Genomic DNA, 13,832 nt, shown 5'->3' on the forward strand with positions numbered 1-13,832 from the left:
GGGCGGCTCATCCCTGTAATCGGGCCGAACACGGCCATGCGTCCGCGCATCAGGTGGTTGAACGCACGTATTTAACGACTATTTATCGTTAATTGAGGAATTTGACACTTGTGCGTAAAGCAGGAACGGGACAAATATAACCATATGACGATTTGTATACGTTAATATGGATATGCTCCGGAGCCCTGCCGGCCGGTTCGGGGCGCCGCGATTTCACGTGAGGAGCATCCCGCTCCGGTCCGTCAGGGTAGCATCATGTCCGAACTTCCCCCTCTCTCCCGTCGTGCGGCGCTGGCCACAGCCGCTGGCCTGGCCCTTCCGTTCATCGGCGCCGGGCGCGCCGCCGCGTCCGACGGCATGACCGGCGACATGGCCTGCGCGGGTGCGGCGCCGGGCGCGATCATCCCGCTCGCCGGGCCGCCACGCAAGCTGACCATCGCGTGGAACCAGAATTCGATCTGCACCGCGGCGGTGCCGGTCGCGAAAGCCAAGGGATTCTTCGCGCGGCACAACCTGGACATCGACTACGTGAATTTCGCCGGCTCGACCGACCAGTTGCTTGAGGCACTTGCGACCGGCAAGGCCGACGGTGCCCCCGGCATGGCGCTGCGCTGGCTCAAGCCGCTGCAACAGGGGTTCGACGTGAAGCTGGTCGCGGGCCTCCATGCGGGGTGCCTGTACCTGCTCGCCCCGCCCAAGGGCGCCGTCACGCAGCTTGCGGACCTGCGCGGCAAGATCGTGGGTGTTACCGACATGGGCGGCCCCGACCGGAATTTCTTCGGTATCCGCCTGAAGAAGATCGGCATCGACCCGGAATCCGAAGTGCAGTGGCGCCAGTACCCCCCGGACCTGCTGCCCATCGCCCTGCAACGCGGCGAGGTCCAGGCAATCACGGGCAGCGATCCTTACAGCTACCTTCAGAAACGCCAGTTCGGGCTGGCCGAGATCGACAGCAGCATGCACGGCGACTGGGCGCATGTCGCATGCTGCGTGATCGGGCTGCGCGGCAGCCTGATCCGGGAGGAGCCACAGGTTGCCGTCGCGGTCACGCGCGCCATCCTCGATGCCGGCGCGTGGCTGTCCTGCAATCCGGACGAGGCGGGCCGCATCTTCCAGCCCTACGCGCCCAGGGCGACGGCGGAAGACATCGCCGCCATGATCCGCCTCCAGGGACACCATCACCAGGCACGGGGCGGCACGTTCCGCGACGAGATCGTGCTCTACGCCAACGCCCTGAAGGATATCGGCGTGTTCCGTCCCTCGTTCGACACCACCCGTTTCGCGGTGCGCGTCACGCAGGACCTGTTCAGCGCATGAACGGCGAGACGACCCAGGCCATCGGGTCCGTCGCGGAGGATCGGCCCCATGTCCGCGCGAATGCGCACATTTCGTCGCGCGCCCTTCTGCCCTGGGTAGCCGGCCCGGCGTGGTTCGTCGCGGCCCTGCTGACCTGGCGCTGGCCGGACGCCGACGATTTTCCGGATACCGACATCCTCGCCGGCGTGTTCGCCGGCATCGGCGTCGCGCTGCTGGCGGCGGCGGCAGTGCGGCGTCTTTCGGCGCGCGGCCCCTGGATGATCGCGCTCGGCCTCGGCCTCGCGGCGTGGGAGGTCGCGCAGGCCAAGCTGCTGCTGCTGCCACGGCCGTTCTTCGGAACGCCGCAGGACCTGCTGGATGTGTTCCTGACCGACTGGAAACGGCTGGGCGACAGCCTGCTGCACTCGCTCGGCCTGCTGGCGGTGGGCTACGCGACCGGGGCCACCCTGGGCATCGCGACGGGGCTGGGCCTGGGCCGGTCGCGGCGCTTCCGCTACTGGGCGCTGCCCTTCGTCCGCCTGATCGGTCCCCTGCCCCCGGTGGCCCTGTTGCCGCTTGCCATGGTGCTGTTTCCCTCGAACTGGCTGGCCAGCGAGGCGCTGATGACACTTGGCTCCGGTTTTCCGATCACCGTCCTGACCTGGTCCGGCGTGGCCGCGGTCGACCCGGCCTATTACGACGTGGCGCGCACCATGGGCGCACGGGACCGCTTCCTTGTCCTGCGGGTGGCGCTGCCCGCCGCCATGCCCCAGATCTTCGTCGGGCTGTTCATGGGCCTGGGCATGTCCTTCGTGGTGCTGGTGGTCGCCGAAATGCTTGGCGTGAAATCCGGGCTGGGCTTTTACATGCAGTGGGCCCAGGGATGGGCGGCCTATCCCAACATGTATGCCGCGCTCCTGGTCATGTCGCTGATGTGCACGGGGCTGGTCACGATCCTGTTCAAGGTACGGGACCGGATTCTCGGCTGGCAGAAGGACGGGCTGAAATGGTGACCTCTCCGGTCGGACAGACAGCACCGCTGGGCATCCGGCTTCGCGGCATTCACCACGGCTACCGGATCGGCGGCGCCTTCCAGCCGGTAATCCAGGATGTCAGCCTTGATATCGCGCCGGGCGAGTTCGTGGCGCTGCTGGGTCCGTCCGGGTGCGGCAAATCGACCCTGCTGCGCCTGATCGCGGGGCTGGAACCGCCGCGTTCGGGGCAAATTCTGGCGGACGGCGTGCCGGTCACGGGCCCGGGGCCCGACCGTATCGTCATGTTCCAGGACCCGACGCTCTATCCCTGGCGCACCGTGCGCGCCAACGTGGCGCTCAGCCAGGACATCGCGGGCCGGCGCGACGACGCGGCCATCGATGCCGCGATCGACATGGTGGGGCTGAAGGGCTTCGAACGCGCCTGGCCGCACCAGCTTTCGGGCGGCATGGCGCAGCGCGCGGCCCTGGCCCGGGCACTGGTCAACGATCCGAGACTGCTGATCCTGGACGAACCGCTGGGCAAGCTGGACAGCCTGACGCGGCTGACGATGCAGACGGAATTGCTGCGCCTGTGGCAAAGGCGCGGCTTCACCGTCATCATGGTCACGCATGACGTGGAGGAAGCGCTGCTGCTGGCCACCCGCGTGGTAACGTTCAGCGCGCGGCCGGCGAGCGTGCTTTCGGACATCGCGATCGACCTGCCCTATCACCGCCATCGCGACGATCCGCGCCTCCTGACGCTGCGCCGCGAGATCCTGGTCCGGCTGGGCCACAGCGAGGACTGGTAGCCGCCAGCCAACCGTCAGATCACGTAATCCACCGGCGGCAGGCTCTGGTCCATGGTCAGCGACGGCAGGCCCTCATGCCTCTCGCCCACCGGACGCGCCGGATTGCCCACGACCGTGGTGAAGGGGGCGACAGGGCGCAGTACGATGGCACCCGCCCCGACCTTCGCCCCTTCGCCGATCTCGATATTGCCCAGGACCTTGGCGCCGGTACCGATCAGGGCCCCACGCCGGACTTTCGGATGCCGGTCGCCGGCTTCCTTGCCGGTGCCGCCCAGGGTCACGTTCTGCAGCAGGGCGACGTCATCCTCGATCACGGCGGTTTCCCCGACGACGATGCCCGTGCCGTGATCGAACAGAATCCGCTGCCCCAGGCGCGCCGCGGGATGAATGTCCACCGCGAACAGTTCGGAAGCCCGGCTCTGGATATAATGCGCGAGCGTCCGGCGGTTTTCCTGCCACAGCCAGTGCGCCACGCGGTGGCACTGGATGGCATGGAATCCCTTGAAGAACAGGAACGGCGTCACGGAATCCGTCGCGGCAGGGTCCCGGTCGCAGATGGCATGCAGGTCGGCCGCCGCCGCATCGACGGACTGGGGCCGCGCCCGCTGGAAATCGCGGACCAGCCCGAAAAGGGTGGCCTTGCGGAGCAGGTCGCTGTCGAGCTTCCGTGACAGCAGGAAAGCCAGTGCCGTCGCGAAATCCGGCTGGTCGAGAATGGACGGGCGCAGAAGATCCTTCAGGACCACGTCGCGACATCCACGCACCTCCGCCCGCATGGCCTGCCACAGCGCGGCCGTCGAGGACGGCGCGTGCTGCCTGACCCGCGCGGTCAGCGGCACCGCGCGGCCCTGGTCGAGATAGGCGCGTAAACTCGTGACGTGTCCTGGCATGTCTTTTCCGCTTCAGCCCCTGGCGATGCAGGCGGTTGCGCCGGACGACCGGTCCGGCGCAACCCCTGGGCATCCTTGGTCAGTATCCGAGGTCGGCACCCGCCGGTGGGGCGGCCGGCTTGGGTTCGGCCTTTTCGGTGACCAGGACCTCGGTCGTGATCAGCAGGCTGCCGACCGAGGCCGCGTCCTGCAGGGCCGTGCGCACGACCTTGGTCGGGTCGATGATGCCGGCGGCGACCAGATCCTTGAATTCGCCGATCTGCGCATCGAATCCGAAATTGTATGCGCCGTTCTCCAGCACCTTTCCGGCCACGACCGCACCGTCCTCGCCGGCATTCTCCGCGATCTGGCGCAGCGGCGCCTGCAATGCCTTGCGGACGATGTCGCCGCCGATGCGCTGGTCGTCATTATGGAACTGCAGCCGCGCCACGACCTCCGCCGCGCGCGCCAGCGCGGTCCCGCCGCCCGGGACGATGCCTTCCTCGACGGCCGCGCGCGTGGCGTTCAGCGCGTCATCGACGCGATCCTTGCGCTCCTTCACCTCGATTTCGGTCGAACCGCCGACCCGGATGATGGCCACTCCGCCCGCCAGCTTCGCCAGGCGCTCCTGCAATTTTTCCCGATCGTAGTCCGAGGTGGTTTCCTCGATCTGCGCGCGGATCTGCCCGACGCGGCCCTTGATGGCGTCGGCGTCGCCCTCGCCGTCGACGATGGTCGTGTTGTCCTTGTCGATCACGATGCGCCGCGCCTGGCCAAGCTGCGACAGCGTCACGCTTTCCAGCTTGATGCCCAGATCCTCGCTGATGACCTCGCCACCCGTCAGGATCGCGATATCCTCCAGAATGGCCTTGCGCCGGTCGCCGAAGCCCGGCGCCTTGACAGCCGCGATCTTCAGCCCGCCGCGCAACTTGTTCACCACCAGGGTCGCCAGGGCCTCGCCCTCGACATCCTCGGCGATGCTCAGCAGCGGGCGCCCGGATTTGACCACGTTCTCCAGCAGCGGCAGCAGGGGCTGCAGCGACGACAGCTTCTTTTCATGGATCAGGATATAGGGATTTTCCAGGTCCGCGATCAGCTTCTCGCTGTTCGTCACGAAATAGGGCGAGATATAGCCCCGGTCGAACTGCAACCCCTCGACTACGTCCAGTTCGGTCTCGAATCCCTTGGCTTCCTCGACGGTGATCACACCGTCCTTGCCGACCTTCTGCACCGCCTCGGAAATGATGCGGCCGATTTCCACCTCGCCGTTGGCCGAAATCGTGGCCACCTGGGCGGTTTCCTCCCGGGTCGCGATCGGGCGGGTACGCGTCCGCAGTTCCTCGATCACCGCGGTCGTCGCGTGATCGATTCCGCGCTTGACGTCCTGCGGGTTGAAACCGGCGGCGACCGCCTTCAGCCCCTCGCGCACGATGGACTGCGCCAGGACGGTCGCGGTCGTCGTCCCGTCGCCCGCCAGGTCGTTGGTCTTGCTGGCGACCTCACGCAGAAGCTGCGCGCCCAGGTTCTCGAACTTGTCGGACAGTTCGATCTCCTTGGCGACCGTGACACCGTCCTTGGTGATCCTTGGCGCGCCGAAGCTCTTGTCGATGACGACGTTGCGGCCCTTCGGCCCCAGCGTCACCTTGACCGCGTCGGCAAGCGTGTCGATTCCGGAAAGCAGGCGCGCCCGTGCGTCGCCGGCGAACTTGACGTCTTTGCTGGCCATTGAAGTTTTTCCTGTCCCTGAGATGTCAGCGCGTGGACCCGACGATACCGAACAGGTCGGATTCCTTGGCGATCAGCAGGTCCTCGCCCGCGATCCTGACCTCGGTGCCCGACCATTTCCCGAACAGGACGTGATCGCCGGCGCGGACCTCGAGCGGCACGATCTCTCCGCGATCGTCACGGGCGCCGGGACCGACCGCCACCACCACGGCTTCGACCGGCTTTTCCTGGGCGGTGTCGGGAATGATGATGCCGCCGGCCGTCTTTTCGGTCGGGGAGATGCGCCGCAGGACCACGCGGTCATGCAGGGGGCGAAAGCTGCTCATGACAAATTTTCCTTCGGAATAGTCGAATGACCGGACAGGCGGGCGCGCGCGCGCCGAAACAGCCGCGCGACCTGCCACGTCAGGTCGTCATGCCCTGTCAGGGTCCGGTTATGGAAAGCCCGCACGCTGTCGTGCGTGGCATAGAAGCGCCGCGTCTCGTGGTCATCCTCCAGGATGACGGTGCCGAGAAACGTGCCGTCGATTTCGACGATATGGGATTCAAGCATCGGGTTGCCGCCTTTTCGACCCCGCACAGGCGGGATTCGGCCGACGGTTTCCCGCCGGCGTTCTATCCGGTGTGCGCCGGCGCCCCGTGGCCGGCACACGCCGCGCTACATCGTTCGATGCGGCACATTCGTGCAGTCGCCTGAATCATGTGAACCACTCCGGTCGATCGTCGCCCATCGCGGCGAACAAGGGTGATCATACAGGCGGCAGGCCGCCGGTCAACACATAAACCCGCCGAATTTTGGTTATATATTATATAACTATTTATTGAGTGCTTTTTGGACCCAGTCCCGCCGGTTTATATAATTTATATTATTTTCAATGTGTTGGTTATAATTCCCAATCGCGCGGGCCAGGATCGGGCCCGTTCCCCGGATCATGCCTGGTTCCATAGGCGCTTTCAGTGCGCACGGATGCGACCTTTATATAACATTTTCGATAGTTATATATTGAAAAGAACGACCGAATGCCGTTATCTGGTGTCCTGCCGGCATGGCGGCCATCACAGGCAAGGGGAATCCAGTCCAATGACCATTCATCTCGGGGAGATCGCTCCCGATTTCGAGCAGGAAACCACCTTCGGCCCGATCCGCTTCCATGACTGGCTGGGCGATTCCTGGGGCATCCTGTTCAGCCACCCCAAGGATTTCACGCCGGTCTGCACGACGGAACTCGGCGCCGTCGCGAAGCTGGCACCCGAATGGGCGAAACGGAATACCAAGGTGATCGGCCTGTCCGTCGATCCGGTCGGCAGCCATTCGGAATGGGAGAGCGATATCGCCCGGAGCCAGGGGGCGTCGGTCAATTTCCCGATCATCGCCGACGCGGACGGAACGGTCGCGGCCCTGTACGACATGATCCATCCGTCGGCCGATCCCAAGGTGACGGTCCGCACGGTCTTCATCATCGATCCCAGCAAGAAGGTCCGCCTGACGCTGACCTACCCGCCGTCGGCCGGCCGGAACTTCGACGAAGTGCTGCGGGTGCTGGACAGCCTGCAACTGACCGACGCCCACAAGGTCACGACCCCGGCCAACTGGACGAACGGCGACGAAGTCATCATCGCGCCCTCGGTCGGCGACGAACAGGCCCGTAGCCTTTTTCCCGCCGGCTGGAAGACGGTGCTGCCCTATCTGCGGCTTGTCCCGCAACCGCGATAGCGCGTTTCAGGATACAGGCCATGGCGCTCTTCCCCGGCTGGACCGCACCGGATTTCACGATCGATACGGCACTGGGGCCGGTCCGCTTCCACGCGTGGCTGGCCGGGGGGTGGGGCATCGTCGTCACCCACCCGGACGATTACAGCCCGCAGAGCCTGCGCAGCGCCGTTGCCTGGGCCCGGTCCGGCGCGCGGCCGGTCCGGCTGCTCGGCCTGGCATCGTCAGGCCACGAAGCAAGGCAGGTCGAAAGCCTGGAGTTTCCGATCATCCAGGACGGCGCCGAAGGTGTCGCCGCCCTCTGGCGCGGCTTCAGCGTGGATGTCGGACCGGCCGGCACGACGCTGGACGAACATATGGTGTTCGTCCTGGACCCGGCCCGGACGATCCGGACGACGGTGTCCTATCCCCCGTCGCGCAACCGGGACTTCGCTGAAATCATCCAGGTCGTGGAAGCCTGCGATACGGGCTGTGCCGCACTACGCGACAGACGTGCGGCCTGAAGCCCCGAACCGCAAAATCACCGACCATGACCATTATCGATCCCGGAGGCACAGCGATGTCGGCCGTCGATTCCCCGAATCACGTCACCCCCGCGCTGGCGCTTCTCTCGGCTTTCGAAATCGTGATCGTGCCCGGCCTCCACGGCTCCTGTCCCGATCACTGGCAGTCCCGGTGGGAGAACGCCCTGCGCCTGCAGGGTGTCACGGTACGCCGGGTCATCCAGCGCGACTGGGCGAATCCCACCTATCAGGCATGGAGCAACGGTCTGCGCCATGCCTTGCAGGCCTGCCGGCGCCCGGCCATCCTTGTCGCGCACAGTCTCGGCGCCGTCCTGGTGGCGCGGCGGGCGTCCGAACACCGCCTGGGGCGCGCGGTCGGCGCCCTGCTGGTAGCGCCCGCCGATGTCGAGCACTATGCCGGGCCGGACGCCCGCCGGGTCACCGGTTTCGCCCCGCTGCCGGGTGTCCGGCTGCCGCTACCCTCCATCCTGGTCGCCAGCCGGAACGACGAATGGCTGTCGCCGGCCCGCGCCGCGACCCTGGCGACACGGTGGGGATCGACATTGATCGATGCCGGGCGGATCGGGCATATCGGCAGCGCATCGGGCGTCGGGCTGTGGCCGGACGGATTGTCGGCCCTGCTGCAACTGGCGCACGCGCTGCCTTGACGCCGCCAGCCGTTTCACTTCAAGGAGTGCCAATGACGCCCCCGTTGCCCCTGCGCCGCCGTTCGCTGCTTGCCCTGCTGGCCGCGACACCCTTTTCGCATGTCGCCCACGCGGCCGCGCCGACGACCCTGCGGATCGGCATCATGGCTGGCGAGGATGAAGATATCTGGCGTATCGCCGCCGTCCATGCCGCCCAGGCCGGCCTGATGCTGAAGGTCGTCACGTTCTCGGACTACAACGCGCCCAACGAGGCACTGGCCGACCATGAACTGGACGCCAACGCCTTCCAGCACGGGCCGTTCCTGTCGGCCCAGATCGCGGCGCGCGGCTATCGCATCGTTGCGGTCGGCAATACCTACTTCTCGCCGATCGGCCTGTATTCCAGCCGCTGGAAATCGGTCAGGGACCTGCCCGGCGGCGCCGTGATCGGCGTCCCCAACGACCCGAGCAACGAAGGGCGCGCCCTGCATCTGCTTGAATCGCTGGGCCTGTTCACCCTGACCCCCTCGGCGGGCCTTCTGCCCACCGCGCTGGATATCGCCGACAATCCGCGCAACGTGACCATCAAGGAACTGGATGCCGGGATGGTGGGCCGCGCGCTGCCCGACCTGGACGCGGCGGTGGTCAATACCGACTGGGCCCTCAAGGCCGGTATCCAGGTCAGCCGGCAGCGGATCGGCCAGGAAGCACTGGCCGGCAACCCCTACGTCAACTTCATCGCCGTCAACGCGCAGGACGAGCACGCCCCCTGGGTCGCCCCGCTGGTCCATGCCTTCCAGCAGCCGGACGTCCGCCAGGGAATCCTGGACGTCTACCATGGTGCGATCGTTCCGGCATGGGGATGAGCCTTCTGCGGGTCGAGCACGCGTCGCGCCGCTTCGCCGGCCATACCGCGCTTCAGGATATCGATTTCGAGGTCCATCCCGGCGAGATTCTGGGCGTCATCGGCCGGTCGGGCGCGGGCAAGACGACATTGCTGCGCTGCCTGAGCGGCCTGGAACGGCCGGACAGCGGCCGGATCGTGATCGAAGGCGAGGACATCACCGCCCTGCCGGAAAGCCGGCTGGTGCAGGTCCGGCGGCGCATCGGGCTGGTGTTCCAGCATTTCAACCTGCTGCAGTCCCGGACCGTCGCCGGCAACGTCGCGCTGCCGCTGGAAATCGCGGGCGTGCCGAAAGCCGCACGCGCGGCGCGGGTGGCGGAACTGATCGAACTGGTCGGGCTGTCCGGGCACAAACGGAAACGGCCCAGCCAGTTGTCGGGCGGCCAGAAACAGCGCGTGGGCATTGCCCGGGCCCTGGCCGCGCAGCCGGCGCTGCTGTTGTGCGACGAGGCCACATCGGCGCTGGACCCCGAAACGACCGTCTCGATTCTCGACCTCCTCCTCGACATCAACCGGCGGCTCGGGCTGACCATCATCCTGATCACGCATGAGATGGAGGTCATCCGTCGCATCGCCCGGCGCGTCCTGGTCCTGGACCAGGGCCGGATCGTCGAGGACGGCCCGACCGCCGCGCTGCTGGGCGGCGCGACCCGCCACCCAGTCACGCGCGCCTTCCTGTCCGAAGGCCGGCCCCGCGTTCCGGACGATGTGATGGACGCCCTGCGCGACGCGCCATCCCAGGGCGCCCATCCGGTCCTGCACGTCGTCCTGGACGCGCCGGCAGGCCAGACGCCCCTTCTGTCCACGCTGGGCCGCCGCTTCGGACTGGACGTGACGGTCGTGCAGGCAACGGTCGGCGACATCTCGGGCCGTGCCGGCGCCGAATTCGTCCTGCGCCTGTCGGACCAGTCCGCCGAGGCGCTCGATTTCATCCGGCAGGCCAGCCAGTCCATGGAGGTGATCGGGTATGTCCCGGCTGATCGTTGATCTGGTCCTGCGCGCGACGGTCGAGACGCTGGACATGGTGCTGGCATCGGGCCTGATCGCGGTCATCGGCGGCCTGCCGCTGGCGGTCCTGCTGGTCGCGACCGCACCGGGCGGCTTGTATCCGCTGCCGGCACTCTCGCGTATCCTCGGCCTGGGTATCGACGCGGTCCGGGCCGTGCCCTTCATGATCCTGCTGGTGCTGCTGATTCCGCTGACGCGTCTGGTCGCCGGGACCACCCTGGGCACCGGGGCCGCGATCGTGCCGCTGGCGATCGCCGCCGTGCCCTATTTCGCCCGCATCGCCGAGGTTTCGCTGCGCGAGGTCGATCGCGGCCTGGTCGATGCGGTGCGCGCGATGGGCGGCACGCGCTGGATGGTCGTCCGCTACGTCCTGCTGCCGGAGGCCCTGCCCGGCCTGATCTCGGGCTTCACCGTCACGCTGGTCACACTCGTCGGCGCCTCGGCCATGGCGGGCGTCATCGGTGCCGGCGGGCTGGGCGACCTGGCGATCCGCTACGGCTACCAGCGATTCAACACCCAGGTGATGCTGTCGGTCGTGGCCGTGCTGATCGTCATGGTCACCATCATCCAGTTGATCGGAAACCTCGCGGCGCGACGGCTCCGCTAGAGCCAAAAACAGGGCCTGAGCCGTCAGCCCCTGCGCCCGTATAGCGGGCCGAGGGCGGCGCAGGCGCGATAGTCCTGTCCTTCCTTGTCGGAACCGAACGCCCCCCAGAGGCTGGGGCGATCGATCGCCGCTTCGTCCAGGTTGTGCATGCACACCGGAATCCTCAGCATGGCGGCGAGCGCCACGAAGTCCGCGCCCACGTGCCCGTGCGCGAGCACGGCATGGTTCGCCCCCCATGACGCCATGACGGAATAGACGTCGCGGAACGCGCCATGCCCCGTCAGCCGCGGCACGAACCAGGTCGTCGGCCAGCTCGGGTCCGTGCGGGCTTCCAGGGCCGCATGCACGGCAGGCGGCAGGTCCACGCTCCAGCCTTCCGCGATCTGCAGCACCGGACCGATTCCGGCGACCAGGTTCAGCCGCACCATGGTGAAGGCCACGCCACCCCGTGTCACGAAATGGCTGGAAAAGCCGCCGCCCCGGAAATATTCCTCCAGTCCCGGGCACCAGTCCGTCGCGGCCAGCAGGGCGGAGATATCGTCCTCGTCCACCTGCCAGTGCGGCTTGATCGTGGGCGCACCCTGCGCGTCGCGCACGGCGCAGGACCCGTCCAGCGCGGCCGCGCCCGAGTTGATCAGATGCAGGATTCCACCCGCGCTTTTGCCTTCCAGCCGGTGTCCCGTCACCCGCTGCACCGCCTCGGGCGACCAGAACGTGCGCACATCGGCGAAAATCTGGGCCTTGCCGCTCATCAGCAGGCCGAACAGCATGGTCGCCCCGTTCAGGCAATCATTCTCGGTCGCCAGGATACTGGGTGCGCGCGCGCCGCTCCAGTCGAACGAGCTGTTCAGCAATGCCTCCGCGACATCGGCGTTCGGATACTGGTCGGTCCAGTGACGCTGCCCCTGGAAACCCGCCGCGATCGCGTCATAGCCCAGCGCCTCTTCCGCCCACCCCATTGCCGCCAGACGCGCGTTGCCGTGCATCATGTCGCGAATGCACAGGGTCATCGCCAGGCTTTCCGACAGGATTTCGCGTTTCCCGGCCGCGTCACGCGGACGGGCGTTGCGCTCGATGCCGAAACGGAACCGCGCGTCCGCCCAGGCCTGGGCGGTCTCCAGTTCCGCCGTGTCGTAGATTTTCCTGTCGAGCCGGCGCCGCAATTCCGTCATGTCCACGGCCTGCACGCGCATGTCCAGCCACGACCGGAAAAAGGCGTGATCGACGATCGACCCCGCTATTCCCATCGACACGCCGCCGATCGACAGGTAGGTGCGCCCGCGCATCGTGGCGACCGCAAGCCCCGCGCGGGCAAACCGCAGCAGTTTTTCCCGCACGTCGGGCGGGATCGCCTCGTCGCCGGAATCCTGGACATCCCGTCCATAGATGGAAAAGGCGGGCAGCCCCTTCTGGTTATGGGCCGCCAGCGCCGCCGCCAGATAGACCGCGCCCGGCCGTTCCGTGCCGTTGAAGCCCCAGATCGCCTTCTGGCGTTCCGGCACCATGTCGATGGTCTCCGCCCCGTAACACCAGCACGGAGTCACCGAAATCGACAGTCCGACATGCGCGGACGCGAATTTCTCTTCGCACGCCGCGGCTTCGGCGTATCCCGCGATGCAGGTGTCGGCGATCACGCACTCCACGGCCTCGCCCCCGGCATGACGCAATTCCGAGGTCAGGAACGCGGCCGTGCGGTGGGCCATCGCCATCGTGACGTCTTCAAGCGATTCGCGAATGCCGCCGCGCCGCCCGTCGATGATCGGGCGGATGCCGATTTTCGGCAAAGATCTGTTCATGACATCCTCCCGATCAATACAGAACCTGCTTGGCTTCCGGCGAATCCAGGTTCGCCCTGGTCACGAAGACCACGCCCGTGTTGACATATTTGGTGGGCTTCGCCCCCGTCAGGACGCCGATCGCCGTCTCGACCCCCTTCGCGCCCATCGCGTAGGACCCTTGCACGGCAAGCAACTGGAACGTGCCGCTCCTGACGAACCCCTGTTCGTCCTCGTTTCCATCAAAGGCGATGGCGTAGAGCTTTCCGCTTTTTCCCGCCTGCTGGATCGCACGGCCCACGCCCACCGCCGTCATCTCGTTGGCGGCGAAAATACCCTTCAGATCGGGGTTCGAGGCCAGCACGTCGGTCGTCTGGTTCATGGCCAGGGCCATCTGGGACTGCGAATAGAAGGGACCGACGATCTGGATATGCGAATGTTCGGCGATATATTTCCTGAATCCGCCGACCCGGCCGATTTCAGACCCCACACCCGGCACATACGACATGATCGCGACCTTGCCGGTCTGTCCGACATGATCGACCATTTCCTTGCCCAGCGCCTCGCCCGCCGCCTCGTTGTCGGTCGCGAGGAAGGACTGGTAATATTTGGCACCCGAATCAGAAATCATGCTGTCGATCAGCACGACGGGAATATGCGCCTCCCACGCCTTGCGGATGGAGGGCACCAGAGCATCCGGATCGGACGGGGCCAGCACGATGGCCGCGACCTTCTGCGTCACGGCGTCGGCGACCATGTTGACCTGGTCCGCGACCGCGGATTCGGACGTCGGTCCCTGAAAGGTCATCGTATAGTTCTCTACCTTCGCAACGGCGTCGGCGGCGCCCTTTCGGACGTTCTGCCAGTAGTTGGAATTGGCGGTCTTGACGATGACCGCGATCCCGCGATCCGCCGCATGGGCCTGCCCCACGGCAACGGCGGCGCACAGCATTGTCGCCGCGCATAAAAGACGTCTCATGTTCGATTCCTGTTTTCTTCTTGTT

15 protein-coding genes are annotated in these 13,832 nt (G+C 66.5%); 9 read left to right on the top strand and 6 right to left on the bottom strand.

Features of this window, described 5'->3' with window-relative positions:
• Nucleotides 1-255 precede the first annotated feature (255 nt).
• The 3 genes from GDIA_RS04220 to GDIA_RS04230 are packed head-to-tail and all read left to right on the top strand — an operon-like array spanning nt 256 to nt 3,079.
• Nucleotides 256-1,317 (top strand): ABC transporter substrate-binding protein, encoded by a 1,062-nt coding sequence (locus GDIA_RS04220; protein ID WP_012226700.1) that lies wholly within the window; start codon nt 256-258, stop codon nt 1,315-1,317.
• On the top strand, nt 1,314-2,309 hold the full coding sequence (locus GDIA_RS04225) for an ABC transporter permease (RefSeq protein WP_012553392.1): 996 nt from the start codon (nt 1,314-1,316) through the stop codon (nt 2,307-2,309). The genes GDIA_RS04220 and GDIA_RS04225 overlap by 4 nt, the downstream gene beginning before the upstream one ends.
• Complete coding sequence (locus GDIA_RS04230; RefSeq protein ID WP_012553393.1) at nt 2,303-3,079, top strand: ABC transporter ATP-binding protein; 777 nt, start codon at nt 2,303-2,305, stop codon at nt 3,077-3,079. The genes GDIA_RS04225 and GDIA_RS04230 overlap by 7 nt, the downstream gene beginning before the upstream one ends.
• Nucleotides 3,080-3,093: 14 nt before the next feature.
• Here GDIA_RS04230 and cysE read toward each other — a convergent pair whose 3' ends face one another.
• From cysE to GDIA_RS04250, 4 genes are all read right to left on the bottom strand, one after another.
• A complete protein-coding gene (gene cysE / locus GDIA_RS04235) occupies nt 3,094-3,855 on the bottom strand; it encodes a serine O-acetyltransferase (RefSeq protein WP_144880068.1) in 762 nt (253 codons plus the stop codon).
• A 193-nt stretch (nt 3,856-4,048) separates the two neighbouring features.
• The gene (gene groL / locus GDIA_RS04240) at nt 4,049-5,674 is read right to left on the bottom strand and encodes a chaperonin GroEL (RefSeq protein WP_012226710.1); all 1,626 of its coding nucleotides are present in this window, start codon (nt 5,672-5,674) and stop codon (nt 4,049-4,051) included.
• Nucleotides 5,675-5,699: 25 nt separating this feature from the next.
• Complete coding sequence (locus GDIA_RS04245) at nt 5,700-5,999, bottom strand: co-chaperone GroES (protein ID WP_012226712.1); 300 nt, start codon at nt 5,997-5,999, stop codon at nt 5,700-5,702.
• Nucleotides 5,996-6,226 carry a hypothetical protein gene (locus GDIA_RS04250; RefSeq protein ID WP_012553395.1) on the bottom strand — a complete coding sequence of 77 codons (231 nt, stop codon included), beginning with the start codon at nt 6,224-6,226 and terminating at the stop codon, nt 5,996-5,998. The genes GDIA_RS04245 and GDIA_RS04250 overlap by 4 nt, the downstream gene beginning before the upstream one ends.
• A gap of 528 nt (nt 6,227-6,754) precedes the next feature.
• On the opposite strand from GDIA_RS04250, the gene GDIA_RS04255 reads away from it, so the two are divergent.
• Genes GDIA_RS04255 through GDIA_RS04280 form a run of 6 tightly spaced genes read left to right on the top strand, consistent with a single transcriptional unit; the run spans nt 6,755 to nt 11,053 of the window.
• On the top strand, nt 6,755-7,387 hold the full coding sequence (locus GDIA_RS04255; protein ID WP_012226718.1) for a peroxiredoxin: 633 nt from the start codon (nt 6,755-6,757) through the stop codon (nt 7,385-7,387).
• A 20-nt stretch (nt 7,388-7,407) separates the two neighbouring features.
• A complete protein-coding gene (locus GDIA_RS04260; RefSeq protein WP_012226720.1) occupies nt 7,408-7,887 on the top strand; it encodes a thioredoxin domain-containing protein in 480 nt (159 codons plus the stop codon).
• 56 nt (nt 7,888-7,943) lie between these two features.
• Complete coding sequence (locus GDIA_RS04265) at nt 7,944-8,555, top strand: RBBP9/YdeN family alpha/beta hydrolase (RefSeq protein WP_012226722.1); 612 nt, start codon at nt 7,944-7,946, stop codon at nt 8,553-8,555.
• Nucleotides 8,556-8,587: 32 nt separating this feature from the next.
• On the top strand, nt 8,588-9,400 hold the full coding sequence (locus GDIA_RS04270; protein ID WP_012553396.1) for a MetQ/NlpA family ABC transporter substrate-binding protein: 813 nt from the start codon (nt 8,588-8,590) through the stop codon (nt 9,398-9,400).
• Nucleotides 9,397-10,425, top strand: a complete 1,029-nt coding sequence (locus GDIA_RS04275) for a methionine ABC transporter ATP-binding protein (protein ID WP_012226726.1) — start codon at nt 9,397-9,399, stop codon at nt 10,423-10,425. The genes GDIA_RS04270 and GDIA_RS04275 overlap by 4 nt, the downstream gene beginning before the upstream one ends.
• The gene (locus GDIA_RS04280) at nt 10,406-11,053 is read left to right on the top strand and encodes a methionine ABC transporter permease (protein WP_012226728.1); all 648 of its coding nucleotides are present in this window, start codon (nt 10,406-10,408) and stop codon (nt 11,051-11,053) included. Before GDIA_RS04275 ends, GDIA_RS04280 begins: the two co-directional genes overlap by 20 nt.
• A 23-nt stretch (nt 11,054-11,076) precedes the next feature.
• Here the strand turns inward: GDIA_RS04280 and GDIA_RS04285 are convergent, their stop codons facing one another.
• Both GDIA_RS04285 and GDIA_RS04290 read right to left on the bottom strand, forming a co-directional pair.
• Nucleotides 11,077-12,849: an L-fucose isomerase gene (locus GDIA_RS04285; protein ID WP_012553397.1), complete on the bottom strand. Its 1,773-nt coding sequence runs from the start codon at nt 12,847-12,849 to the stop codon at nt 11,077-11,079.
• A gap of 13 nt (nt 12,850-12,862) precedes the next feature.
• Entirely contained in the window at nt 12,863-13,807 is a 945-nt protein-coding gene (locus tag GDIA_RS04290) for an ABC transporter substrate-binding protein (RefSeq protein ID WP_012553398.1), read from the bottom strand.
• Between the last annotated feature and the right edge of the window lie 25 nt (nt 13,808-13,832).

Source organism: Gluconacetobacter diazotrophicus PA1 5 (assembly GCF_000021325.1).
Taxonomy (GTDB): Bacteria; Pseudomonadota; Alphaproteobacteria; order Acetobacterales; family Acetobacteraceae; genus Gluconacetobacter; species Gluconacetobacter diazotrophicus.

Bases quoted from the DNA above. Each gene is read 5' to 3' on its own strand.
- cysE (WP_144880068.1), bottom strand. From the start codon at position 3,855: ATGCGGGCGGAGGTGCGTGGATGTCGCGACGTGGTCCTGAAGGATCTT.
- GDIA_RS04270 (WP_012553396.1), top strand. From the start codon at position 8,588: ATGACGCCCCCGTTGCCCCTGCGCCGCCGTTCGCTGCTTGCCCTGCTG.
- GDIA_RS04245 (WP_012226712.1), bottom strand. From the start codon at position 5,999: ATGAGCAGCTTTCGCCCCCTGCATGACCGCGTGGTCCTGCGGCGCATC.
- GDIA_RS04230 (WP_012553393.1), top strand. From the start codon at position 2,303: ATGGTGACCTCTCCGGTCGGACAGACAGCACCGCTGGGCATCCGGCTT.
- GDIA_RS04220 (WP_012226700.1), top strand. From the start codon at position 256: ATGTCCGAACTTCCCCCTCTCTCCCGTCGTGCGGCGCTGGCCACAGCC.
- GDIA_RS04255 (WP_012226718.1), top strand. From the start codon at position 6,755: ATGACCATTCATCTCGGGGAGATCGCTCCCGATTTCGAGCAGGAAACC.
- GDIA_RS04290 (WP_012553398.1), bottom strand. From the start codon at position 13,807: ATGAGACGTCTTTTATGCGCGGCGACAATGCTGTGCGCCGCCGTTGCC.
- GDIA_RS04260 (WP_012226720.1), top strand. From the start codon at position 7,408: ATGGCGCTCTTCCCCGGCTGGACCGCACCGGATTTCACGATCGATACG.
- GDIA_RS04285 (WP_012553397.1), bottom strand. From the start codon at position 12,849: ATGAACAGATCTTTGCCGAAAATCGGCATCCGCCCGATCATCGACGGG.
- GDIA_RS04280 (WP_012226728.1), top strand. From the start codon at position 10,406: ATGTCCCGGCTGATCGTTGATCTGGTCCTGCGCGCGACGGTCGAGACG.
- GDIA_RS04250 (WP_012553395.1), bottom strand. From the start codon at position 6,226: ATGCTTGAATCCCATATCGTCGAAATCGACGGCACGTTTCTCGGCACC.
- GDIA_RS04275 (WP_012226726.1), top strand. From the start codon at position 9,397: ATGAGCCTTCTGCGGGTCGAGCACGCGTCGCGCCGCTTCGCCGGCCAT.
- GDIA_RS04265 (WP_012226722.1), top strand. From the start codon at position 7,944: ATGTCGGCCGTCGATTCCCCGAATCACGTCACCCCCGCGCTGGCGCTT.
- GDIA_RS04225 (WP_012553392.1), top strand. From the start codon at position 1,314: ATGAACGGCGAGACGACCCAGGCCATCGGGTCCGTCGCGGAGGATCGG.
- groL (WP_012226710.1), bottom strand. From the start codon at position 5,674: ATGGCCAGCAAAGACGTCAAGTTCGCCGGCGACGCACGGGCGCGCCTG.